This is a genomic window from Corynebacterium flavescens (assembly GCF_008693105.1).
GTDB lineage: Bacteria > Actinomycetota > Actinomycetes > Mycobacteriales > Mycobacteriaceae > Corynebacterium > Corynebacterium flavescens.
Genome location: NZ_VXKK01000037.1, coordinates 96,631 through 118,209, shown reverse-complemented (window position 1 = coordinate 118,209; position 21,579 = coordinate 96,631). Strand labels below are relative to the sequence as shown.

24 protein-coding genes and 2 tRNA genes are annotated in these 21,579 nt (G+C 58.7%); 9 read left to right on the top strand and 17 right to left on the bottom strand.

The genetic code is table 11. The annotated features are described in order from the left end of the window. Positions 1 to 1,217 precede the first annotated feature (1,217 nt). The 10 genes from F4V60_RS09680 to F4V60_RS09645 form a co-directional block, all read right to left on the bottom strand. Positions 1,218 to 2,084 (bottom strand): phage major capsid protein, encoded by an 867-nt coding sequence (locus F4V60_RS09680; RefSeq protein WP_075730399.1) that lies wholly within the window; start codon positions 2,082 to 2,084, stop codon positions 1,218 to 1,220. 18 nt (positions 2,085 to 2,102) lie between these two features. Further along, positions 2,103 to 2,597 carry a hypothetical protein gene (locus tag F4V60_RS09675; RefSeq protein WP_075730398.1) on the bottom strand — a complete coding sequence of 165 codons (495 nt, stop codon included), beginning with the start codon at positions 2,595 to 2,597 and terminating at the stop codon, positions 2,103 to 2,105. Next, entirely contained in the window at positions 2,590 to 2,886 is a 297-nt protein-coding gene (locus F4V60_RS09670; protein ID WP_075730397.1) for a hypothetical protein, read from the bottom strand. The genes F4V60_RS09675 and F4V60_RS09670 overlap by 8 nt, the downstream gene beginning before the upstream one ends. A 611-nt stretch (positions 2,887 to 3,497) precedes the next feature. Then, the gene (locus F4V60_RS12890) at positions 3,498 to 3,620 is read right to left on the bottom strand and encodes a hypothetical protein (RefSeq protein WP_282958691.1); all 123 of its coding nucleotides are present in this window, start codon (positions 3,618 to 3,620) and stop codon (positions 3,498 to 3,500) included. A 134-nt stretch (positions 3,621 to 3,754) separates the two neighbouring features. After that, positions 3,755 to 5,296, bottom strand: a complete 1,542-nt coding sequence (locus F4V60_RS09665) for a DUF3631 domain-containing protein (protein WP_075730394.1) — start codon at positions 5,294 to 5,296, stop codon at positions 3,755 to 3,757. Beyond that, positions 5,293 to 5,835, bottom strand: coding sequence for a hypothetical protein (locus tag F4V60_RS09660; protein WP_075730393.1), 543 nt, complete (start codon positions 5,833 to 5,835; stop codon positions 5,293 to 5,295). The genes F4V60_RS09665 and F4V60_RS09660 overlap by 4 nt, the downstream gene beginning before the upstream one ends. 134 nt (positions 5,836 to 5,969) lie before the next feature. Next, a complete protein-coding gene (locus tag F4V60_RS12560) occupies positions 5,970 to 6,140 on the bottom strand; it encodes a hypothetical protein (protein ID WP_157105735.1) in 171 nt (56 codons plus the stop codon). After that, positions 6,137 to 6,667 (bottom strand): hypothetical protein, encoded by a 531-nt coding sequence (locus tag F4V60_RS09655; protein ID WP_075730392.1) that lies wholly within the window; start codon positions 6,665 to 6,667, stop codon positions 6,137 to 6,139. Before F4V60_RS09655 ends, F4V60_RS12560 begins: the two co-directional genes overlap by 4 nt. Positions 6,668 to 6,681: 14 nt before the next feature. Further along, positions 6,682 to 7,182 carry a hypothetical protein gene (locus F4V60_RS09650; protein WP_075730391.1) on the bottom strand — a complete coding sequence of 167 codons (501 nt, stop codon included), beginning with the start codon at positions 7,180 to 7,182 and terminating at the stop codon, positions 6,682 to 6,684. An 86-nt stretch (positions 7,183 to 7,268) separates the two neighbouring features. Then, complete coding sequence (locus F4V60_RS09645; RefSeq protein ID WP_075730390.1) at positions 7,269 to 7,475, bottom strand: helix-turn-helix transcriptional regulator; 207 nt, start codon at positions 7,473 to 7,475, stop codon at positions 7,269 to 7,271. Between F4V60_RS09645 and F4V60_RS09640 the strand changes: the two genes are divergently transcribed. Both F4V60_RS09640 and F4V60_RS09635 read left to right on the top strand, forming a co-directional pair. Next, positions 7,474 to 8,076, top strand: a complete 603-nt coding sequence (locus tag F4V60_RS09640) for a helix-turn-helix domain-containing protein (RefSeq protein ID WP_141255938.1) — start codon at positions 7,474 to 7,476, stop codon at positions 8,074 to 8,076. The genes F4V60_RS09645 and F4V60_RS09640 overlap by 2 nt on opposite strands. After that, positions 8,063 to 9,187 carry a site-specific integrase gene (locus tag F4V60_RS09635; protein ID WP_075730388.1) on the top strand — a complete coding sequence of 375 codons (1,125 nt, stop codon included), beginning with the start codon at positions 8,063 to 8,065 and terminating at the stop codon, positions 9,185 to 9,187. Before F4V60_RS09640 ends, F4V60_RS09635 begins: the two co-directional genes overlap by 14 nt. Before the next feature lie 30 nt (positions 9,188 to 9,217). Here the strand turns inward: F4V60_RS09635 and F4V60_RS09630 are convergent. The 4 genes from F4V60_RS09630 to cmrA all read right to left on the bottom strand — a co-directional run bounded on the left by F4V60_RS09630 (position 9,218) and on the right by cmrA (position 12,208). Beyond that, positions 9,218 to 9,293: transfer RNA gene (locus tag F4V60_RS09630), tRNA-His, on the bottom strand. Between the two features lie 140 nt (positions 9,294 to 9,433). Continuing rightward, positions 9,434 to 10,618, bottom strand: a complete 1,185-nt coding sequence (locus F4V60_RS09625; protein WP_232315917.1) for a benzoate/H(+) symporter BenE family transporter — start codon at positions 10,616 to 10,618, stop codon at positions 9,434 to 9,436. 86 nt (positions 10,619 to 10,704) lie between these two features. Further along, the gene (orn, locus tag F4V60_RS09620; protein ID WP_075730386.1) at positions 10,705 to 11,343 is read right to left on the bottom strand and encodes an oligoribonuclease; all 639 of its coding nucleotides are present in this window, start codon (positions 11,341 to 11,343) and stop codon (positions 10,705 to 10,707) included. A 52-nt stretch (positions 11,344 to 11,395) separates the two neighbouring features. Then, positions 11,396 to 12,208 (bottom strand): mycolate reductase, encoded by an 813-nt coding sequence (cmrA, locus tag F4V60_RS09615; protein WP_075730385.1) that lies wholly within the window; start codon positions 12,206 to 12,208, stop codon positions 11,396 to 11,398. Between the two features lie 142 nt (positions 12,209 to 12,350). Here cmrA and F4V60_RS09610 point away from each other — a divergent pair, with 142 nt between their 5' ends. Next, complete coding sequence (locus F4V60_RS09610; RefSeq protein ID WP_075731281.1) at positions 12,351 to 12,545, top strand: PspC domain-containing protein; 195 nt, start codon at positions 12,351 to 12,353, stop codon at positions 12,543 to 12,545. Positions 12,546 to 12,579: 34 nt separating this feature from the next. Here F4V60_RS09610 and F4V60_RS09605 read toward each other — a convergent pair whose 3' ends face one another. Continuing rightward, positions 12,580 to 13,260 (bottom strand): hypothetical protein, encoded by a 681-nt coding sequence (locus F4V60_RS09605; protein ID WP_075730384.1) that lies wholly within the window; start codon positions 13,258 to 13,260, stop codon positions 12,580 to 12,582. 53 nt (positions 13,261 to 13,313) lie between these two features. Here F4V60_RS09605 and F4V60_RS09600 point away from each other — a divergent pair, with 53 nt between their 5' ends. After that, positions 13,314 to 13,958, top strand: a complete 645-nt coding sequence (locus tag F4V60_RS09600) for a hypothetical protein (RefSeq protein WP_141255942.1) — start codon at positions 13,314 to 13,316, stop codon at positions 13,956 to 13,958. 112 nt (positions 13,959 to 14,070) lie between these two features. Here the strand turns inward: F4V60_RS09600 and F4V60_RS09595 are convergent, their stop codons facing one another. Next, positions 14,071 to 14,460, bottom strand: coding sequence for a DUF1304 domain-containing protein (locus tag F4V60_RS09595; protein ID WP_075730382.1), 390 nt, complete (start codon positions 14,458 to 14,460; stop codon positions 14,071 to 14,073). Between the two features lie 120 nt (positions 14,461 to 14,580). Here F4V60_RS09595 and F4V60_RS09590 point away from each other — a divergent pair, with 120 nt between their 5' ends. After that, positions 14,581 to 15,885: an MFS transporter gene (locus F4V60_RS09590; RefSeq protein ID WP_075730381.1), complete on the top strand. Its 1,305-nt coding sequence runs from the start codon at positions 14,581 to 14,583 to the stop codon at positions 15,883 to 15,885. 6 nt (positions 15,886 to 15,891) lie between these two features. Then, entirely contained in the window at positions 15,892 to 16,611 is a 720-nt protein-coding gene (locus tag F4V60_RS09585; protein ID WP_075730380.1) for a helix-turn-helix domain-containing protein, read from the top strand. A 93-nt stretch (positions 16,612 to 16,704) separates the two neighbouring features. Here the strand turns inward: F4V60_RS09585 and F4V60_RS09580 are convergent. Then, a tRNA-Arg gene (locus F4V60_RS09580) sits at positions 16,705 to 16,778 on the bottom strand. A 157-nt stretch (positions 16,779 to 16,935) separates the two neighbouring features. On the opposite strand from F4V60_RS09580, the gene F4V60_RS09575 reads away from it, so the two are divergent. From F4V60_RS09575 to ettA, 3 genes are all read left to right on the top strand, one after another. Further along, positions 16,936 to 18,978: a bifunctional copper resistance protein CopD/cytochrome c oxidase assembly protein gene (locus F4V60_RS09575; RefSeq protein WP_075731279.1), complete on the top strand. Its 2,043-nt coding sequence runs from the start codon at positions 16,936 to 16,938 to the stop codon at positions 18,976 to 18,978. A gap of 213 nt (positions 18,979 to 19,191) precedes the next feature. Then, entirely contained in the window at positions 19,192 to 19,773 is a 582-nt protein-coding gene (locus F4V60_RS09570) for a single-stranded DNA-binding protein (RefSeq protein ID WP_075730379.1), read from the top strand. Positions 19,774 to 19,892: 119 nt separating this feature from the next. Then, a complete protein-coding gene (gene ettA, locus F4V60_RS09565; RefSeq protein ID WP_075730378.1) occupies positions 19,893 to 21,563 on the top strand; it encodes an energy-dependent translational throttle protein EttA in 1,671 nt (556 codons plus the stop codon). Positions 21,564 to 21,579: the final 16 nt, after the last annotated feature.

Below are 21,579 nucleotides of genomic sequence, written 5' to 3'. Positions count from 1 at the left end.
CCGGAAGACCAGCCCTCTACGACAACGCTATCCCAAACGAATACAACCACAACCTAGGAATCCGCAAAGGCTGGCCCGGCACCTAACCCCGACACGCCCGCAGACACACTTTTTGCTCCTTAGCCCCGAAAGTGCCTTAAGTTTTTGTTCACTGCGCGCAGTGAACAGGCCAAAACGACCAACACATTTTGAGCATTAGCCCGCATGAGCCAGTTTGTGCCCACAGCGTGCCCATAGGAAAGGCCAGGACACTTAAACCATTCGGAATAAGTGCCCTGACCTTGCATTTCTTTGGGGTGGCTGACGGGGCTCGAACCCGCGACAACCAGGATCACAACCAGTTGAATAAGTGCAGGTCACGCCCGTTTGTCCTGGTAAACGTATTGCACTTAATACCGAATAATCCCAGGTGAAAACCGCCGTTTTTGGGCAAATGTGGGCAAAATGTGGGCACTTAGTAACCGACTCTGCTAATACCGGATCCGTTAGTTCCGAATCTGGAACTAATGCTTAGTGGTAGATTCACCACTAACTTCAGGCAATCCCCTGAAAAGGCCGGGGTGCCAACCATGCCTACGAGGGGCACGGTTGCGCAATCCCGTAAACGCCCCGGCCCCTGGGCGGCTAACCATTCGGTTAAGCGCCCTGAATGCGGTCAATCTCCGCTATGACTGCCTGCAGTTCATTCACAGAACGTTGAAGATCGCCCCTTAGAAAATGCGGGTCGCTACGGATCATCTTCGTGAACCTATCGTCCTGGGCGACGCGCTCAACCCTGCGGACACTGCGGTCTAGGTCGAGCCATGACTTCACGGCACTATCACGAAGCGGGGCACGGCGGGCGGGCGGCCGTGGGTCTTTCCGTTGGCGGTAGGCCGCTTGCCTGCACGTCGATGAACAGAACTTAGCGCCCGCTCTTGCATTGAACTCTTTGCCGCACTTCTTACATATACTCATATCCGTAACACTACACTCTAGTTGTTACAGATACGGGGTAGATGTAACAACGGCATTGCCCGTTACAGTTCTTGCGGAATGCCAGCACGCTTATGTTTACCTGTAGTCCTATAGGCGTTTTCCCTGAAACCGTACAAATTCTTAGGCGCTAAGCATGTCGTCCCCCCAGCTGTCTCTAGGTAGGGACCCTCCCCACCCCTCGAGTGGAAGCGGAAGCCCCGCGGGCTGTTTGCGCTGCGCGGGGCTGGGGTTATCTGGGCTTAGGAGCCGATGGTTACCTTGGTGACGGCGGCCGGGTCGATGCAGCCCATGCTTACACGCGCGCTGGCGGCGATGCCGGCGACTTGGCGGCCGAAGTCTGCGCTGGGGTCGGTGGCGACGGTAACATCTTGACGCAGGGACACGATGACTCGATCAGTGGGGATTGCCCAGATGCGCGTGTCGGAGACGTGGCGAGACGCAATGAGGGGCACACCTGCGAGGGTTGCAACACCTGGCGCTTCGCTCGTTCCGAACAGTGACTCGTTCGAGCCGGTGCCCTTCTTGATTTTTGCTAGGGCGGTCAGTGTCTTGGGTGAGGTGACGAAGGCACCGACTGCGGCATCATGTGCGGCTGCGTGTTCGACTGCATCGAGTGCCCAATCGACGTTGTTCACTGCGGAGATGCTGGCGTTGTTGGTGCCTTCGAGTAGGCCAACACCGCTGATGGGATGCCGTCCGTTGTCTACTTCGTTGAAGTAGGCGGCGTCGATGGTGGCGGTAATCTTGCGCACGAGGGACTGACCAACAAGGTCGAGGACATCGTAGGACACGTCGTTAAGTCGCTCCCACGGGATACTGTCACCTGCTGCCACCTTGTAATGGGTAAGCGTCAGTGTGCCAGCGTTGGGAGGGGACACGCGGGTTATCTCTGCACCTTCGGGAGTCCATGCGGGTTCATCGTCACTATCGGAGGCGATGACGGGGATCTCGACTATCTGGCCTAGTTTCGGGCGAATGACCTTGGATACTCGAAGTGCCACAGACTCCTGGAGTAGTGGAAGAGTTACAAGGTCCTCGACGGCGCGGGCGTCGAAGAATCGTGAGCCGGTGGTTTTACCGGTCTGAAGAATGGGAGTACTTGCCATTGTTGTGTTTCCTTTCGATTACTTGGCAATAAAGGTGGTGGGGTATGAGCCCTGTTTGAGTTCGCTACCCCATGAGCTTTCATGGTTGTTGTTGCCGGTTCTGCCACTACCGTTGCGCATGTGGCTCATGTAGTCGCCCATCTGCTCGACGGGGATATTGGACATGGGGCCGGGTGTCTTGGCTGCTTCCGCAAACTTGGCGAGCAACTCAAGGGTGGGCTCGATTTGTTCAGGGCTGGCATCGGCAAGGATTTCGCCGGCTATTGCTGATGCTTCCGGTCGGAAGCCGGCCGCGTTGATTGCTGCGGTCTTATCACGCTGGGCGAGTTCGCCGCGGGCTTCATCGAGCTGTGCTTGCAATTCCTCCACGGTGGGGCCTGCATCGGTATTGCCGGTGTCTGGCTCCTGGTCTTGGGTGCCGTCCTCGCTATCAGTAGCGGGGAGGGTGTCACCATCTGGTTCTGGTTCTGCACCTTGCCATTGGGCTGTGTCGTGGGTGTCTGGGCTAGTCACGAGTGACCTCCAAGAGTTCACCGTAGGACTGGGCTGGCTGGGCTACGAAGTTATCGGAGAGGATTGCGGGGACGTAGCGCAGGCGCCCGGTTCCAGCAAGCGCGTCGGCATCAGCCCAGGATTCTGGGTAGCCGGGTGCGTTGTGAACGTGCTCGACGGCGAGAAGCCCAATGACTGGGCGGCGGGTGCCATCGGTGAAGATGGCGGTGTAGCCGGTGGGCAGGGAGGTGAACCCGGCGACGTTCCAGCCGCCGTTTTCGCCCTCGAGATCATAGTGTGGAAGTGTCATAAAAGGTTCCCTTCAGTATCGCGGAGGTCGGCGGGAAATAGCCACCTTCCTTTGTGTTTCCAACCGCCGTATAGCTTGGCTTGGCGTTGGATCGTTCGGACGCTGAGACCACGCTGTTGTGCGAGTTCATCGGCCGTTAGGGGTGATTCTTGTCCCGTGGTGGGGTCGAGGTGTCGGTGATGTCGTTGGTGCTGGGCGCGCATGTCGGAAGTGGCGCTCTGCAGTTCGGAGACAACCGCGCGCTCTGCAGACCGGAGAGGCATACCCGCTCCCTGGAGGTATCTACTGCCGGCTAGCACCAGGCGGTGGGCTACCGCAATTTGCGCACCGGTGAGAATAACCACGGGGCCGTGGAGGACTGTCAAACAATTTTGGGTACTTCGGCTAGGCGGCATCGTCATGCTCCTGGGCGGCGATGAACTCGAAGTGGTCCACAATGGAGTTGCACAATTCAAAAAGGGCTGCCCGTTCCATTTCCACGATTGAAACCACATCACCCGCCCTATTCTTGAATACGATTTTCGCCCGTTCATGGTGGGGTGAGTACTGCCCTGCTTGAACTTTGCAAGCTGTTGTTACCCATTGTTGGTGGCCGGTCCTTACTCGTGCTCTCATGCTGACTCCTTATTTCTGATGTAGCGGCCTTTGGGGTCGCGGGCGATGATCCCGCGCTCGAGCTGAAAAGTCTCAACAGCATCAACGATTTCATCGGCAAGGGCGATCGGCTTCTGCATCTCGATGGTGAGCTCGTGCCCATGCCAGTCAGTGACAGACAGAAACAATCTCGTGTGATTTGCGTGGCGCGTAACTCGCTTAACTCGTATCTCGCCACCGCACCATGATTGGTTGGGCAAGCGCACTCGGATCCTCATGATGCCTGCTTTCTGGTTAGGAGGTAGTGGCCTTTGGCGTCGCGGTACACGGTGCCCTCTTTCTCTAATTGGTCTAGCTCATCTCCGGTTGTGGCTCCGCTCCCGGTGGCGTCTTTCACTTGCCGCATGATTGCTCCGAGATTGCTGGCAACGTTTGGACTAAGCGAGTTGAGTACGGCTTGCCGGGTAGCCATTCTCTGAAAGTCGGTAACATCGGTTACATCGGTAACCTTGCTGGTCACAGGGCTAGGGCTATCGGTAACAGGTTTTGGCGTTACGGTAACACGGTTACTGGGGTTACCTATCGGTAACGCATCTACCTGCGGTGTCACCGTAGTTACCGTTGTTACCGACTTTGGCGAAGGGGTGTGGGGGGCCGTTGGTTCAGGCGGGGAAAGGTACCGATCCCACGCATCGGCAAGACCGGCTTGACGGTCATTGCTCGCTACCTGATAGCCCTTAGCGGTCGATGAAAGACTGTCCCTAAACGTAATTGGTCTAACATCGTAGGCGTCGAGGAGGCGCGAGAGTTTCCGGGGAGAGAGTCCATGCCCGGCGTCTAGCTCACCCCACGGCGATTCACTGAGTGCCCGTAACTTCTCCAGCAGCTCCGTGGTGCGGATCCGGTCTACGGTGCGGTACTCCGAATCACCGCCATGCCCCATAACCTTCCGAATATCCGAGAGCAATTCAATGCCCATTGGTGGTGTACCGCCCCGCGGTTTGAACACGAATGCAGTACATGCTTCACGCGCCCGCTTAGGCCATTGCCCGCCCGCCTGGTCTGCGATAGCAATGAGCGGCTCCCACACCTCGGCGGCCCGGTCCTCCACCCCGCGCGGCATGTCTGGATACACTCCGGCTAGGGAACAAGCATCGTCCTGGGCCCACTGTGCGAGCCCCCGAACAAGAGGCTCCACTTCGGCCTTAACGCTGCGCTCGCGGTAGGGCTGCACGCGCTCTTTCGAGGTGCGCTTCTTCATGTCAATGACGATGGCGCGGGTGGTAATCGTGTCAGGGAGATTGCCCGATAGGCCGGCCATTGCCAGGGGTGCGAATACCGGCCACTCAATGACTTTCATCTCACTGGCATCACCCTCGCATCTATCGACAGTGGCACCGCGCTTGTACCCACTGTTCATGAGCCCGCGGAGTTGCTCGGTCTGCTCGCTTGGCCTACCGCCACCAAAGACCGCATCTGTTTCGTCGAAGCAGATTGTGGGCGGGGTCTGCCCGTTATGGTGTGCGGATCCGATACGGCGGAATAGCGCGGCGGTCGAGGAGGATATTGTCATCCTTGCGTTGAAAGATACGTGGGCGGTTACCTCCAGGCCGCGAGTCTTCCCGGATGCCGGAGTTGCGGACTGGAATACAAGCCGTGGACTGGCGTAAGCGTCATTAACTCGCCAAGTGTGCGCCGCCCATAGCGCTGCGGTTGGAGCACAGTGCTCGTTGGGGAACACCACATACTTTGTGTACAGCGCTTCCAGACCGTCGAGGATGTCAGGAAGAGTAAGAACGGCTGCGTTATCGCTCATGCTGCATCACCGGCCTTCACTGCTTTGAGCGCGGGCGCTGAGGGCATCCTCGAGTAGATGCTCAGGAGGCGTTGCCGGTCGCGGTCCATCTGCGTACATAGGTCCGCTAAGGGCATCTCGTAGCTGGTGGTGCCGCCATAAATATCTGCATGCACCATGCGGAAGTGATCCTCAATGATGCGGCGTGCAAGCTCAGGCAGGCGCGCCTTCGACTGCATCGGCGGGACAATCTGCGGGGAGATAAAACCCGTCCACACCATCACGAACGAGGCATCCTTGAGCGCGCCTTGTTCCATGAGGGCCGCGTTCACGTCGAGCACGGTTAGTACTTCCTGGGCCCGGCCTTCTTCGATGGCTGCGGTTGCTGCGGTGCTTATGGCTTGGCCGATCGTTCTGCCTTGCCAGTAAGCGCCGTAATCGTCTGAGTGAACTAGCTCCACTGCGTCGCGGGCTTCTTGGTTGGTTAAGCCGCTAAGGATGACGCCGTGAAACTCGTCAATGTGTCGTGGGTGAAAGTTGAGCGCTTCGGGCGCTAACATGGTTTCCTCCTAGGTAGAACGGTGAAATGACTTCATGTGAGAGAACTTCTGCTAATCGGGGACGCCCATGCACCTTTGGGCCTGGTGCCGCCCGGGGGCTTGCACGCCCGGTGCCTGCTGGTGCGGCTGAATTGCTAGTGAACGGGTGGGCTGTGGATGCCTCGACGAATATCTGCAACCTCCCGGCTTAAGGCACTTAGCCGTGCTTCGCTCGCGTCGAGCCGCCGGTCAAGATTGGCCAGCAACTGCTCTGCGTCAGCAACGAGGACGGCCTCGGCCTGGTCGAGAAGGCCATCGATAATCATTCGGACTCACCCCACTGCGTAAGCCCGGCGGCTTTCAAGTCCATATCGTCAATAGCAACGAGGGCATCGAGCCACTTGGTGACATCTTCGCCCCGGCGGCGCGCGGCTAGAAGCTCAAGCTGTAGGTCATCGGCGCCTACCCACACGCCGGTTATCTTCTCGATGACAAGGCGCTCTTGCTCTTCGCGCTCTTCGCGGCGGCGTGCGGCTTGCTTGCGTTCTTCTTCCTTCCGTCGCTCCGCGCGGCTCTCTTCATCGTGAGCCTTCACGTCTGCTTCGGATAGAACGAAGCGCCCCTGCTCGTATCCGCGGTATAGGTCATCGATGGTGACGTACAGGGCTATGGAGTCGTTGCGGTCCATCGTGCCGCCGGCATACGGGAAATGATGTATCCCGTTGCTCTTGCCTCCCCGGATCATGCGAAGCGTTGGTGTAGTATCGACGGTATTCGAGCTCGAATCAGACTCGTTGTTTCCCTCGTGGGTGTTGGTAGCACTTGCGGGGGCTTTTTCATTGTTGATGGTCATGTTCAAAATCTCCTTTAGGACTTGATGGACTGGGGTGGGATAGACGCGTCGGGCGTGCCGTTGGGGTGCACTGTCGTGATGTATCCCGGGCGGTAAGGCCTATCGTCGGGACCAATTAGGCGTGCGCCCTGGTAGCGAATGTTGATGGGGACGCCGTTGGAGTAGGTGCGTGCGGAAGAATCGCAGTGCTTGGCCGCTTCACGGCGTATCGATTTCCTCACATCGAGGACAATGGCCGCGGCTGCCTGCAAGTGGTCAGGAAGATCCTCTGTTTCGATCCCTTCACCGTTCACGTCGTGGATCTCTTCATAGGCCGCGTCGAGCGCAATAACCGCGCTGTTGGTTAGATAGGTCAGAGAATCAGCCGGCGTGTAGTCGCTTACGGGCGCATCTTCTTCGGGTTCGGGGGCGGCGTAGACATCACTGGAGCAGCATTCGCAATACCCGCCGAAGTACTCCCCCTCGGGAATGACGTTCACAGCACCGCAGTGGTGGCATTCGATGATCTGGTTCATGGTTACTTGTCCTCGTTGTCGTGTGCGGGTTGTGCTTGTGGCTCGGCCAGGTGCGCGGCTTCAAGCTGGGCGTAGTCGGTGCGCATCTACGCCGCCGCCTTCGGGTCCTCGTCGGTACGATGCCGAATCTGGGCGGTCTCGTAAGCAAGAACGTCCTCAACGCGGTACATCACAGTACGAGCGCCAATCTTGACGAACGCGGGGCCGTCGCCGCGAAAGCGCATGTTTGCCAGGGCTTGGCGGGACTTACCCCACCGTTCCCCTAGCTGGTCGGGGGTTAGTAGATCACTCATGGTTTACTCCCAAATAGATAAAATAACACTTGATACCGATAAGTTTCATCGGGTACACAATAATGTTTACCGCATTGCTCAGAATCACGCAACTTTAAATGGATACCGATATCTTTCATCGGGTAAAGTGCGGGCCATGGCAGGTAGAAAAAGCAGCATTGGCCCCACTGGTGAAGCGGTGCGGGCAAACATCATCCGAATTCGTGAGGGGCAAAATCTGTCCTACGCGGAAGTGACAAGGCGGCTTACCGAGGCTGGGCGCGCAATTCCAGAATTGGGATTGAGGAACATTGAGCGCGGGCAACGAAAGGTGGACGTTGATGAGCTCGTAGCACTCGCCCAAGTGCTCGGAGTGGCTCCGATTACGCTGTTAATGCCCTATACCGAGCAGTCAACGGACAGTGTGCATTTAACCGGCTCGCGGGGCGTTACCTCAGCTCGACTTTGGGAGTGGCTAACGGCGGAGACCCCTCTTGGCGGACATCCTGAAACAAGCGCGGAACTGTGGGAGTGGCTAATGCGGTGTAGGCCTTTATGGCAAATTGAGAGCCTTTTATCTGACCTTAGACACGAAAACCCAAGCGACTATGGCGACGATTAGCGCATACACCACCAGCTCAGGGCAAAAGCGCTACCGCGTTCGCTACCGCACCCCTGACCGCAGGCAAACCGATAAAAGAGGGTTCACGTCGAAACGTCAAGCCCAAGACTGGTTGGCGGAAAACACCGTCAAACTCAACACGGGGGAGTGGCGGCCAGCTACAGCCGGGCGTGTCACCGTCGCGGAACTCGCGGACAACTGGCTCAAGACGAAAATTAACCTCACCCCCAAAACCACTGATGCTTACTCAGGTGCGGTGAAGCACGTCAAGACCGTAGGCACTATCGGCGCCACTTACCTTCGTGATGTGGACACCGCCTCCGTCGAGCAATGGATTGCGGCGCTAGGAGAGAATCGAGCACCCAAGACGGTACGTAACTCGTTCGGTGTGCTGAATCAGATACTCGGACGGGCAGTGCGAGACAAGCGAATCCCAGACAACCCGTGCAAGTACGTGGAACTGCCAAAAGTGCCCAAGAAAGACATGACCATCATTCCCCCGACCGCAGTCGAGACTATGGCAGTTGCGGCAGGGGACACCTATGGCGACTTCGTGCGGTTCCTCGCATACACCGGACTGCGGTGGGGAGAGTTTGCCGGGCTACAGGTCCAAGACGTAGACCTCAAGCGGCATCGTCTACATGTGCGGCACACCATTACTGAACTAAACGGGAAGTTGGTCTACGGGGCACCCAAGCATGACAAGCAGCGGCTAGTGCCATTGATTGACCAGGCGGAAACGATACTCAAAACCAAGATTGAGGGAAAGGCGCCCGGGGACCTCGTGTTCACAACCGCCGGCGGCACACCGCTACGTGGACGCAATGCGCGGCGGGACTGGTTCGATAATGCAGCAAAAGCCGCGGGCTACCCCGACCTCACACCGCACGATATGCGGCACTCGTTCGCGTCCGTGGCCATAGCGTCGGGAGCGTCGATTAAAGCGTTGCAACTCGCGCTGGGACACCACTCGGCGGCATTCACCATCGACCGCTATGGGCACCTCTTCCCAGACGATTACGCCGCATTCACTGCCACTATGGCCACTAAGTTTGCGGGCAATTGTGGGCAAAATGTGGGCATGAGCAACGAAACAGGCCAGGACGGTTAGTCTAAAACCTGTCCTGACCTGCTTCTTCTTTGGGGTGGCTGACGGGGCTCGAACCCGCGACAACCAGGATCACAACCTGGTGCTCTACCAGCTGAACTACAGCCACCATTGCTACTTCCGCTCGCGCTTTGCAGCACGTGCAATGTTAGTGCACGTGCTATGTTTTCTACAAAACTGCAGGTGAAGTGCATGATACGGGAGAGGGGGCATCGCCAAGCAATGCACAAGGTGGGGAGCAAGCCTACCTTAACGCCCGTGGCGCAACCGACGCGATTGCACGCGAGCGGAATAGTTGGCCGCCATTGTCATGATGACGCCTGTCACCAGCGCCCAGAAGGCGGAGCCAATCCCGGCGACGGTTATGCCTGAGGCGGCCACTAGAAAGGTGAGCACTGCCGGCAGGCGCAATGCGGCATCGGACCACGCTCCTTGCACCGCACCGCCGAAAGCGCCCAAGAGTGCGAGCCCGGCGACCGCAGCGATGAGTCCGGTGGGTGCTGCCCCGGCTAAGGCCACCACAGCGGCAGCCGCGCCGGCGAGGAGGAGATACGTTAAGCCGGATACGACGGCGTTTCGCCAGCGTTTATCCGCCGGAACGTTGGTCTCTGGGGCGGCGGCGAGAGCAGCGGAAATCGCTGCCAGGTTGATGGTGCTGGCGCCGAAAGGGGCGGCGGTGAGGCTGCCCAGCGCGGTGGAGCTAAGACAATCGCGCCAGGGGGGCTCGTAATCGTAGCTGCGCAGGACCGCGACGCCCGGCAGGTTCTGAGCGGCCATGGTGACCACGTAGAGGGGAAGGGCAATGCCTATTGCGGCCTGGACGCTGAAGGCCGGGGACGTCCACTCCAAAGTGGGAAGAAGTTCCGCAGCATCAATGCTAAAGCCCGAACGGGATAGGTGCACCGCGATGACGATGCCCGCGCCGACAAAGGCCAAAGGCACCGCCCACATCGGCAGGAATATGATGCCCAGCAGCCAAATAACAACGACAGGTGCCACGGCTGCCGGGGATGCGCTCAGGCCGCTGATGGACTTGAGGCAGAGGGGAAAGAGGACACCGGCTAGCATCGCCTGCGCAACTGGGGTGGGGATGGCCGCAGTGAGCTTTCCGAGTGCCGGCCATAGTCCGGAGAGCAGGAGGAGCGCGGCGCAGAGGATGAAGGCGCCGATGGCTTCGTCGAAGCCCATGGCGGAGGCACCGGCGGTGGTCAACAAGGCTGCACCGGGTGTGGACCAAGCCGTGGTGGCGGGAATGCGGTGGCGAAGTGCGAGCCATAAGGTGGATGCGCCCACGACGATGCACAGCGCCACGAGGCCACTGGAGGCTTGGCTTTCCGAAGCCCCGACCGCGCGCAGGCCGGTGAGTACCACGACGAAAGAGCTAGTAAAGCCAACTAGCGCGGTGATAATGCCCGCGGATACTGAATTGATCACAACTATGTTTCTACAGCAGCGGGAGCCGCCTGTGAGCAATTTAGTGCAGATTGTGCGACGCTAAGCGCGCAGGTGCGTCACCGGTTCTAGAGCAGCGCGCGGTAATCGGCCGTGGTTTGTTCCTGGAGCGCGGTGGCCTCGGCTGTGGAGGGGCCCTCATCGGTGCGGAAGACGCTGCGACGGTAGAAATCGAGCTCGCGGATGGACTCGATGATGTCCTGCAAGGCGCGGTGGGCCATGCCTTTTTCCGGCTGGTTGTAATAGGCGCGCGGGTACCAGCGGCGCGAGAGCTCCTTGATGGTGGAGACGTCGATCATGCGATAGTGCAGGGCCTTGTCCAGGCGCGGCATGTATGCGCGGATGAAGGTGCGATCGGTGGCGATGGAGTTGCCGGCTAGGGGAGCGGGGTGCTCGGGATCGCAGTGCTCTTCCACGAGGGCAAGGACGGCGTCCTCGGCTTCTGTGAGTGTGGTTGTCGAGGCCCGAATCTCTTTATCCAAGCCCGAGTGGGCGTGCATTTTCGTGACGAAGTCATCCATTTGTGCCAATTCCTCCTCGGAGGCATGCACGACCACGTCGATGCCTTCGCCGACGATATTGAGATTCGCATCCGTGATGATGGCGGCGACCTCGACGATGACGTGGCGCTGCGGATCCAGCCCGGTCATCTCCAGATCTATCCAGACGAGGCGGTCATTTTTGAAAGCGATGTCGGTGTTGTGCATGATGCTCACTCTAGCGCGCAGCCCGCCCCGCGCGGGGAACAGGCCGCTAACGCTAGCCCATCTTGGAATAGAACTTGCCCACCAGCGGCGCGATGAGCGGGGTGGGAAGGACCTGACTTAGCGTATTCATGGCCTTGGACAGTGGTCCGGGAACCACCCGGCGTTGGTTGTGGGCCATCGCATCCAGGGTCTCGGCGGAGCAAGATTGATAGGTAGTCCAGAAGAAGTCAGGGACGACCTTGTCAACGATGGTCTGATCCTCTGGGGCTATGACCGCCTCGCGCACAGGTCCAGGTGCCAGCAGCGTGCAGGTGACACCTGTTCCCTTAAGTTCGTAGTGCAGGGCCTCGGTGAAGGCATTGACGCCGGCCTTGGTGAAGACGTAGGTGGCGTTGTTGGGGATAGGAATATTGCCGGCCGCCGAGCCAACGTTGCACACCGCGCCGCTGCGCCGTGGCAACATCTGTGAAAGCGCCACCCGCGTAAGGCGGTGGACGGAGCGGGCGTTGAGTTCGAACTGCTTGCTCTCATAGTCCCAATCTTGCTCCATGAAGGCACCGAAGCTGGCGATGCCTGCGGAGTTAATGAGGATGGAGATTTCCTTGTCCGCCATGAACTCGATGAGCTTGTCGACGTCGTCCGCATCCGAAAGGTCCGCCGGATAGGCAATCGTCTTCACCGAGTGCCTGGACTCCAGCTGTGCTGCGATCTCCTCGAGCACCTCACGGCGCCGGGCAACAAGAATGACGTTGTATCCCAGGACTGCCAAGTCGCGGGCCATGGCCTCGCCGATGCCCTGGCTGGCTCCGGTCACCAATGCATAGGAATTAGGGGTGGGGGCGGGCAGCCCAGGTTTTCTTGCCACGGCTTTAATCGTCCTTTCGACACTAGAGAAGATCTGCGTCAAGAGTAGACGAGTCCGCGACTTCAGGGTGAAAGTCAGGGTGATACCTGATGTTTACGGTGCGCTGGAAGGGTTGGATAGGAAGGGAAAGGAGATAAAGATAATGAACAATTTTGTGAACAATAGACTGCACCGTTCCCGCAGCGACCGCTATATCGCTGGGGTCTGCGGAGGCATAGCAGAGACCTACAATGTCGACGTCACCCTCGTACGCATCCTCTTCGCGCTCGCCGGCCTCACCGCCGGTTGGGGAGTTATCCTCTACCTCATCATGTGGTTCATCACCCCGGAGGCATAGCCGCAGAACTACCGCTGCAATACTGCGCTCGCAGTTATTGCAGCGGCCCCAGGTCCATGAACCCGCGCCAGGCATTCCACTCATCGTGGAGCCGGGCGCGGGCGCTTTCCGGCTTGGAGATGTCGCCTTTGAGCACCGCATCCGGCATCCGCACCCCATCATCGAAAAAGAGCGCCGCATGCCCCGCAGCCCCGTGGCGCAATACCGGAACCAGGTTGAGGCCATCGAAGGAAAGCTGCGCATTGGGCCTTACATCGAGGCCTGCAATCGCGGCCAGCGTGGGCGCCAAGTCGAGCGGGGAGACCAGCTCTGCGCTGCTGCCTTCTTCTGCTACGCCGGGCCAGTAGATAGACATCGCAGCCGGAGAATCGAGCAGGGAACACATCGCTACCACGCCGCCGAGGGTATGCAGCGTCCCAACTTCAGGTTGCTCCAGCAGGCGGAAGGTGCCGGCTGCGTCTGCGGACACAGCGGATTCTGGGGGCACCGTAGGCACTGCGGGCACTGTGGATACTGCAGACTCAGTGACCGTGAATCCCGCTGCCGCAAAAATTGAAGTGATGCGAGTCCACGCGCGGCGCTGCGGGTATTGCCCTGTGAGCACAGCGCGCCGGGCATCTGCATAATGTGGAGCTGGTGACCAAGCGTTGGTGAAAGAAACGCCGCGCAGCTCGCGCGGGGAGAGATGATCAAAGGTCGCCAGCGTGAGGTCCATGGCTTCTAGCTTAGGCTCCACCGTGCTGCAGCCACATTACTAAGCTTATCTTCATGGATGAATCCTTAAAGTGGCTGAGCTTAGTGACGTTCTATTTTGGATCTAAAGCACTAGGTGATCCCAGCTCAGATGGCGTCGTAAAAGTAGCTGCTCGGCGCGCTTATCGGGATCTCAATCGAACGCTGCGGGGTATTGGTACTCATAAAGACAGGGACCACTTGGTTAATGCAACCTATGATTCTCTCGTGTCGTTTGTTTCTGGGCTAAATACAGTGACAGATCAAAGTGATTTTGATGAGCGTCATGCCCGCTGGTGCCGAGATCGAATTGAGTTCTTCACTGCGCATCCGCATCAGGATAGGTCGGAATTCTGTCTCAATTATGGACAAGCTCAAAAGTGGATCAACATGACCTTAAAGTACCTCGCGGTGCTGGGCTGCCCAGCGGTGGAGAAGGCCTATGCCTATCTTCATGTTCCGGTCGATTCCATTGTGTTTGATGTTGCCCAAGAGCCTTCACCTGGGCTGGGAGTTGCCCGTCCTCCCAAGCAGGTGGCGTGGTCCAAGCTTGGTGAAGAAGACTACTTGTCGTATCAAAAGCGGCTGCGCGAAGCGACAGCAGAATTCTATGGTTCGCCTTTGGATTGGGAAGCTCAGGCGTGGGCTAACCGCCTGCATCAAAAAGGCGAATCCGCATAATTTGCAGAAGCGGTGACGTTTAATAGCGCACTATTTTTCCAGTTTGGGAGCCCGGGAGTGGAGTAGTCTGCCGGTGGCGTCGTTTCGACGTTCTGCGCGATGAGTCAAGTGCTTAGAGTGCAAGGCCGATCGCGAGCATGATGATTCCTAGCAGTGGAATGACGCCCTGTTTGAGCGCTGCGGAGGCCTTGTCTGGGCTCGAGAGCAAGAGCACCGTTGCCGCCGCAGCCATGCTGCCTGCGCCGCTGAAGACGAGTGCCGCGCCAACGGCGTGGTGACCCATGGAAAAAGCTGCGATGCCTACCGCGGTGATGATGGCCAGGAAAAGGTTGTAGAAGCCTTGGTTGAAGGCCAGTTCTTTTTGGGACTCGGCATCGTCAAGCGTGGCGACGCCGAAGATCCTGCGCGCACGAGGTGAAGTCCACGCGAGGGATTCGAGATAGAAAATGAAAACGTGGACGAGGGCCGCCACTGCTGTGAGGACGAGTCCGATGCTAATCATGAAATTATCTCCTCTAAGGGGGGAAGGTTGGACTTCTTAGCCTAGGTGATGACGGCGCAGATCCAGAAGTCAGATCTTTGTCTTGACTATGCCGCTACGGCATAGTTTTGGATTGGTTTCATGAAGCGAAACACGATTGTTTATTTTATGGCTTATGGCCTATCCCTGCTGGGCAACGGGGTTGCCTCAGTGCTCTTTCCGCTCCTCGTCTTGGCAAAGACGGGGGACATCCTTGCTGCGGGAGTTATCGCCTCCGCAACGGCTGCCGTTTCGGCAGTGGTAGGAGTCCTGGCCGGGGTGGTGATAGATAGGGTTAATCGCAGGACTGTCTCTATAGTTAGTGACATTCTTTCTGCAGCGTCCATCGCAGCGCTGCCGCTCGTTGACCATCTCTGGGGGCTCAACCTCACGTGGTTCATCGTCCTCGGCATCATTGGTGCCTTCGGAGACATTCCGGGCATGACTGCGCGAGAAACCATGCTCCCGCGTTTAGTGGAGCTAGACGGCGGCGCGAAAGCCGGGAGGCTGGATAGACTCGTCGGGATCAGGGAAGCACTCGCCGCGGTGCTGATGCTCGTTGGACCAGGCGCGGGAGGGCTGTTGGTGGCACTGCTTGGAGTGAGCTCGGCTACCCTTCTCATCACAGCGACGACGAGCCTGGGTGCCGCGTTGGTTACCTTCGGAATCTCAGCCGCAGCCGGAGCGGTTAATCCGGAAGGTAGCAACGCAACGGAAAACAACAAGGTCAAGAAGGTTTTCGCTGACTTGTGGAGCGGATGGCGATTCTTGCTCTCCAATAGGCTGGTACTGGGGGCGAGCATCTTGACCGCAGTGTTCGTTGCTGTGATTGCTGGGCTGCAGGCAACCGTCTTGCCCGCCTACTTCATTGCGCAGGGGCTTCCGGAGCTCAGCGGGTTCGCGGTGACAGGAATCGCGTTGGGCAGTCTGCTGGGGGCCAGCGTATATGCGGCGACGATTGCGCGTACTTCACCGCGCCGATGGTTCATCTTCGGCGCTATCGGCACGGGAATTGGCTTCGGGATTCTCGGGACTCTGGGAGCGCCCTGGTTGGTAATTGTTGCCGCAGTACTCATTGGAATTGCCAACTCGCCCATGTCAGCCGTCCTGGGGGTCGCCACGATTCGGGCTACACCAGACGCGATGCGCGGGCGCGTTCTCGGGGCGCAGAACGCGTTGATGCTGGCAGCGCCAGCCTTGACCGCGGCTCCAATCGCCGCGATTGCGCAGGCCTTTGGGCTCAATGCGGCAGGAGCCTGCATCGCCATCGCCGTGGCAATCACCACGGTGGCGGCCTTCTTCACGCCGGCCTTCCGGGACTTGGATGCACACGCTGGCGGGCCTTCAGGTGGGCCTTCAGACGCACCTTCAGACACAATGGAAGCACCGAGGCAAGGGGAGAACTAGCAGGAGATGTGGAGCACAAGGCAGCTGGCAGAACTAGCGGGAGTCACCCACCGGGCGATCCGCCACTGGCATGAGCAGGGGCTGCTTCCTGAGCCGACTAGGTTGTCCAATGGCTATAAGCAATACGACGCCGAGCACCTCGTCGTTGCGCTGCGCATAGCCAGGCTGGCCGCACTCGGGTTTAGCCTCGACAACATTGCGGAGATGCTCGAATCCGATGAGCATGCCCAGACTTCGCTGCGTCGATTGCGCTCCGAGTTAGATGAGCGGATCCTGGAACTTCGCAAGATGCGCCGCGATGTCGACGGACTCATCGCCAGCGGCGGATCGCCGGACCTTTCGCCGGAGGCGCGCGTGGCCTTGGAGGCGCTCGGTACGGACAAGGCTTCCCGGAATATCTCTACTTTATTGGCACGCCTCTTTTCCAAGGAGGACCTGCTTGGCTTCGCCGCGACACTGCAGAACCCAGCCGCGGACATGGAGAGATTCAACCAGGCCTTGTTCGGCCTTCCAGCTGATGCCTCAGCAGATGAGATTGAGATTGTGTGCAGCGAGGGAGTCACGGCCATCGACCGCCTGCGCGCGGAGGTGGGGGAGGACCTTCCTAGCTTCGACACACAGGTGGGGGAAGAAGAAGGAGCGCGAGCGGTGCGCACGCTGATGGAAGCCTCAATGAATCCTGCCCAGAGGAAGGTGCTCGAAAGAATCTTGGAAGAGTTTGAGTAGAACTAGTTCTAGCTATGTGGGGTGTGCCCACAAGGTGCCCAAAAGGCCACTTTCTGGAGGTATAAAACCCTCAAAAAGTGGCCTTGAACTGGGTGCCCCCAGCAGGGATCGAACCTGCGACACATGGGGTAGAAACCCACTGCTCTAATCCGCTGAGCTATGGAGGCATGCAGCCAATAATCATAGCCCATTGTCTGTGGAGCAACGAACCGGGGTTGGGCGTGGAGGCCAAGAAGCGGGCGTGGCACCCCAGGGCGGAAACCGTGGCTGGGTGGGGAAGTGCACGGTTTAGGAATGTCTGATGCGGGCGATACAATGCCGAACATGCACACCAAGGACAAAACCGCCCGTCAACAAGCCTTGAGTAAGGCTGGGGATAAGGCTCGAGGCTCGACACTCATTAATGTCTGTGCTGCCGGTTTCGCTGGTCTCGTCGCCGGATTTATCTCGCTATTTTTCTTGAGCGATTCACTCGCTGCACTGGGAATCCCGGATCCGGGCCGGCTGACCACTTTTGGGCTGCCCTTCTTCCGCGGCGTGGGCTGGGTGCTCATGGCGCTGGCTGTGGGCTCCTTTATGGCCTCGGCTTTCTTCATCGCGCCGCGTATCCCGGGCAAGGACAACAGCAGGTTGATAGAGGCTTCGTTAAGCGTGGACGGGCATATCGCGGCCCGGACGGGCTCTTTTGCCGCCTTGGGCGTGAGCGTGGTGGCGCTGCTCGAGGTGCCGCTGGTGATGTCGGATCTGACGGGAACGCCTTTCCTGCGCGTGCTGAACCCGGAGCTGATGTCCATTGCCTTCGGCCAGATCGCTACGGCGCAGGTATGGCTTGTCACCGCGGTGATTAGTTTCTTCGTCGGTGTGGGGGGCCTTTTCGCGCGTGGTTGGGCGGCCCAACCGCTGCTCTTCTTCTTCGCCTTGATGCAGGTGGTCCCGTTGGGGATGGAGGGGCACTCTGCTTCCGGCGGCGACCATGACTTTGGCACCAACTCCTTGCTGTGGCACCTCGTATTCATCATGCTGTGGGTGGGCGGCCTCATGGGGCTTATCGCGCACTCGCGCCGCCTCGGGCCCGGGCTGGCTGTGGCGGTGCGGCGGTATTCGGCCGTGGCATTTATTTCCATCATTGCTCTGGCAATCTCCGGCGTTATCAATGCCCTCATCCGCATTGAACCCAGTGATCTCTTGAGCACCCGCTACGGGCTCATCATTGTTGCCAAGACCGTCCTGACCTGCGTCCTGGCGCTGGTGGGGCTGGTTCATAGGCAGGCTACTATTCCCCAGCTGGGTCAGCGGCCGCAGCTTTTTAGAAGGGTCGCAGTAGTCGAGCTGATCATCATGGCCGCCACTATCGGCGTGGCGATAACCATGGGCCGCACCCCGCCACCGCCGCCGCGTGATCCCAACCTGAACTCCATGCAGCTTCTGCTGGGCTATGAACTTACGCAGCCGCCCACCATGAGTGACGTGTGGACGATGTTCCGCTTCGACCTCATGTTTGGCACCATCGGGCTTTTGGCTGCGGCGGGTTATGGCTATGCGCTGCTGCGCCTGCATCGTCGCGGTATGAAGTGGTCGAATGCGCGAACCGCATGGTTCATGTCCGGCGCGGCCATCCTCGTCATCGTCATGTCGAATGGAATCGGCATGTACATCCCGGCACTCTATTCCATGCACATGCTCGGCCACATGATCCTTTCCATGCTCGTCCCGCCTTTCCTGGTGCTCGGCGCACCGTTGACGCTGGTCATGCAGGCGTGGGGTCCGGGGGTTCCCGGCCAGCCCAATGTGCATGATCTGGCGGTTGCGCTGACTAAGTCGAGGATCTTGAGGTTCATCACCAATCCCTTCATCAACCTCGTCCAGTTTCTCTTCTTCTTCTACGTCATCTACCTTTTCGCCGATCTATATCAGTTCGCCATCTCCGAGCACGCCGGGCATGTGGTCATGAACTTCATCTTCCTTGTCTCCGGATATCTGTACTTTTGGGAGGTCATCGGGCCTGATCCGCTGCCCAGCCGCGGTCCGTCGAGCCTGAGGCTCGGGCTGATTTTCCTGTCCATGCCGCTGCACCTCTTCGCAGGTGTCTATCTCATGCAAATGCAGATCATCTTGGGCCAGGATTTCTACAGCTCGTTGAATCTGCCGTGGCATCCTGATCTCCTCCAAGATCAACGCGTCGGCGGAGGTATTGCGTGGGGCTTTGGACAGTTCCCGCTGTTGATTGTCTTTGGCAAGCTCTTTGTTGAGTGGCTGCGTGATGATCGCGCCACCGCCGTGCGCCATGACGCCCAGGCTGATGATGATGGGGATGCAGATCTCGCTGACTATAATGCGATGCTCGCCCAGCTTAACGACGATCGCTAGTACCTCACCCACTCCTGTGGATAGTTGGCTTCTGCCGCCCGGTGTTTGTTGACACATACAACGAGTTATCCACAGGTGGGCAGTTCAGGCATGGTGGTGGGCTCGCGGCGGCGGTGATGATGGCCTAAGCAAGGGCGGCGGGACGGCAGACGAGCCAGCAGGTTCCGCGTCCGTGCTAGTACAGGCCGAGCCATCAACCAGAACAGGAATCTCATGTCACAATTGCCCATCACCATCACAGGACACCTCACCCACGAGCCGGAGCTGACGAAGGTCTCCGCCGATATGTTTAAAACCCGCCTGCGCGTGGCATCGTCGCGCCGCGTGCCCAACCGCGAGCATCAGGAAGATAGCAGCCAGCCGGAATGGCGCGACATCGACCTGGTGTTCATTGACGTTGAGATGTGGGGACAATTCGCCATCAATGTGAAGAAGTCCCTGCACAAGGGGATGCCCATCATCGCGGTTGGCTCCATCGTCACTGATCAGTGGCAGGACAAGGAGGGCGTTCCTCGCAGCCGCACCTTCATCAAGGCTTTCTACGTGGGCCTTGACCTCAACCGCTATGTTATTGCAGCGAAGAAGCTGGCGGTGGTCTATAACCAGGAAAACATCCCGGAGCTGAGCCAAGGTGAGGAACCAGTAGTTCCGGATATTGATCGCACGCGCGTACTGCCGGTTGTGGCGGAGCAGGGCTTGGACGACGATGCCCACGATACGGCTGCAGATCGCCGCCAAGCGGAAAAAGCCCCAGAAACCCAGGAAGAAAGTGAAAACGAGCCGGTGAGCGCCTAAGATTCAGGCGGAAATGTCGCGCGTATGGGCAGGTGTCAGGCTTGGGGGCACTTGTCCATTTCATCTAATGTACTCTTTGAGTTGTTCAAAACCTGTCCCAAGTAACGCAAAGGGGAAACATGGGCGAGTTCATCTACACGATGAAAAACGTGCGCAAGGCTATCGGCGATAAGCTCATCCTCGATAATGTCTCGATGTCTTTCTACCCGGGCGCCAAGATTGGCGTCGTGGGTCCGAATGGCGCTGGTAAGTCTTCCATTCTCAAGATCATGGCCGGCCTAGACCAGCCCTCCAACGGCGAGGCTTTCCTCGATCCGGGGGCTACGGTCGGCATTCTGCTGCAGGAACCTCCTCTCAACGAGGAAAAGAATGTGCGGGAGAACGTCGAAGAGGGCCTCGGAGACATCTTTGAGAAGAAGCAGCGCTTCGAGGCTATCGCCGAGGAAATGGCGACCAACTACACAGACGAGCTCATGGAAGAAATGGGCAAGCTCCAAGAAGAGCTCGACGCGGCTGATGCCTGGGAGGTCGATTCCAAGATCGAGCAGGCCATGGAGGCCTTGCGCTGTCCGCCTTCGGATGAGTCCGTCACCAACCTTTCCGGAGGTGAACGGCGCCGAGTAGCACTGGCTAAGCTGCTGCTTTCGGAGCCCGACCTCCTCCTGCTCGACGAGCCCACCAACCACCTTGACGCAGAGTCCGTGCAGTGGTTGGAAAAGCACCTCGAGAACTATCCCGGTGCCGTCTTGGCCGTCACGCACGATCGGTACTTCCTCGATCACGTCGCCGGATGGATCTGTGAGGTCGATCGCGGCAAGCTCTATCCCTACGAGGGCAACTACTCCACCTACCTGGAGAAGAAGCAGGAGCGTCTGCAGGTAGCGGGCAAGAAGGACGCCAAGCTGCGCAAGCGCCTCAAGGAAGAGCTGGACTGGGTGCGCTCTGGCGCTAAGGCTCGCCAGGCCAAGAACAAGGCGCGTTTGGAGCGCTACGAGGAGATGGCGGCTGAGGCCGAGAAGTACAAGAAGCTTGATTTTGAGGAAATCCAGATTCCTACTCCTCCACGCCTGGGCAACAAGGTCGTTGACGTCAAGAACCTCACCAAGGGCTTTGACGGTCGCGTCTTGATCAAGGACCTTTCTTTCACGCTGCCGCGCAATGGCATCGTGGGTGTTATCGGCCCGAACGGCGTCGGCAAGTCCACCTTGTTCAAGACCATCGTTGGTATTGAGCAGCCGGATTCCGGAACAGTGGAAGTCGGCGACACCGTCAAGCTGTCCTACGTGGACCAGAACCGCGAGAACATCGATCCGGATGCCACCGTCTGGGAAGTTGTTTCCGGCGGTCTGGACTACATCCACGTTGGCCAGAATGAGATGCCCTCGCGTGCCTACCTCTCTGCCTTTGGCTTCAAGGGGCCGGACCAGCAGAAGCCTTCGAAGGTGCTCTCGGGCGGTGAGCGCAACCGCCTGAACCTCGCCCTGACGCTGAAGGAGGGTGGAAACCTCTTGCTGCTCGATGAGCCGACCAATGACCTCGACGTGGAAACACTCGGTTCCTTGGAGAATGCGCTGGAGAAGTTCCCTGGTTGCGCTGTCGTGATTTCCCACGACCGCTGGTTCCTCGACCGCACCTGTACCCACATCCTGGCGTGGGAGGGCAATGTGGCTGAAGGGCAGTGGTTCTGGTTCGAAGGAAACTTCGGCGACTACGAGAAGAACAAGGTCGAGCGCCTTGGAGAAGACGCGGCACGCCCGTCGCGCGTAACACACCGCAAGCTGACCCGATAAGTCTTTTAAAAGGGGG

Excerpts from the sequence above, each read along its gene's own strand:
- F4V60_RS09570 (WP_075730379.1), top strand. The coding sequence starts at position 19,192 with ATGTCACAATTGCCCATCACCATCACAGGACACCTCACCCACGAGCCG.
- F4V60_RS09635 (WP_075730388.1), top strand. The coding sequence starts at position 8,063 with ATGGCGACGATTAGCGCATACACCACCAGCTCAGGGCAAAAGCGCTAC.
- F4V60_RS09610 (WP_075731281.1), top strand. The coding sequence starts at position 12,351 with ATGAACAATTTTGTGAACAATAGACTGCACCGTTCCCGCAGCGACCGC.
- F4V60_RS09640 (WP_141255938.1), top strand. The coding sequence starts at position 7,474 with ATGGTTTACTCCCAAATAGATAAAATAACACTTGATACCGATAAGTTT.
- F4V60_RS09605 (WP_075730384.1), bottom strand. The coding sequence starts at position 13,260 with ATGGACCTCACGCTGGCGACCTTTGATCATCTCTCCCCGCGCGAGCTG.
- F4V60_RS09670 (WP_075730397.1), bottom strand. The coding sequence starts at position 2,886 with ATGACACTTCCACACTATGATCTCGAGGGCGAAAACGGCGGCTGGAAC.
- F4V60_RS12560 (WP_157105735.1), bottom strand. The coding sequence starts at position 6,140 with ATGATTATCGATGGCCTTCTCGACCAGGCCGAGGCCGTCCTCGTTGCT.
- F4V60_RS09655 (WP_075730392.1), bottom strand. The coding sequence starts at position 6,667 with ATGACCATCAACAATGAAAAAGCCCCCGCAAGTGCTACCAACACCCAC.
- F4V60_RS09680 (WP_075730399.1), bottom strand. The coding sequence starts at position 2,084 with ATGGCAAGTACTCCCATTCTTCAGACCGGTAAAACCACCGGCTCACGA.
- F4V60_RS09645 (WP_075730390.1), bottom strand. The coding sequence starts at position 7,475 with ATGAGTGATCTACTAACCCCCGACCAGCTAGGGGAACGGTGGGGTAAG.
- F4V60_RS12890 (WP_282958691.1), bottom strand. The coding sequence starts at position 3,620 with ATGCAGAAGCCGATCGCCCTTGCCGATGAAATCGTTGATGCTGTTGAG.
- F4V60_RS09600 (WP_141255942.1), top strand. The coding sequence starts at position 13,314 with ATGGATGAATCCTTAAAGTGGCTGAGCTTAGTGACGTTCTATTTTGGA.
- F4V60_RS09665 (WP_075730394.1), bottom strand. The coding sequence starts at position 5,296 with ATGAGCGATAACGCAGCCGTTCTTACTCTTCCTGACATCCTCGACGGT.
- F4V60_RS09660 (WP_075730393.1), bottom strand. The coding sequence starts at position 5,835 with ATGTTAGCGCCCGAAGCGCTCAACTTTCACCCACGACACATTGACGAG.
- F4V60_RS09575 (WP_075731279.1), top strand. The coding sequence starts at position 16,936 with ATGCACACCAAGGACAAAACCGCCCGTCAACAAGCCTTGAGTAAGGCT.
- ettA (WP_075730378.1), top strand. The coding sequence starts at position 19,893 with ATGGGCGAGTTCATCTACACGATGAAAAACGTGCGCAAGGCTATCGGC.
- F4V60_RS09595 (WP_075730382.1), bottom strand. The coding sequence starts at position 14,460 with ATGATTAGCATCGGACTCGTCCTCACAGCAGTGGCGGCCCTCGTCCAC.
- F4V60_RS09585 (WP_075730380.1), top strand. The coding sequence starts at position 15,892 with ATGTGGAGCACAAGGCAGCTGGCAGAACTAGCGGGAGTCACCCACCGG.
- F4V60_RS09650 (WP_075730391.1), bottom strand. The coding sequence starts at position 7,182 with ATGAACCAGATCATCGAATGCCACCACTGCGGTGCTGTGAACGTCATT.
- orn (WP_075730386.1), bottom strand. The coding sequence starts at position 11,343 with ATGCACAACACCGACATCGCTTTCAAAAATGACCGCCTCGTCTGGATA.
- F4V60_RS09590 (WP_075730381.1), top strand. The coding sequence starts at position 14,581 with ATGAAGCGAAACACGATTGTTTATTTTATGGCTTATGGCCTATCCCTG.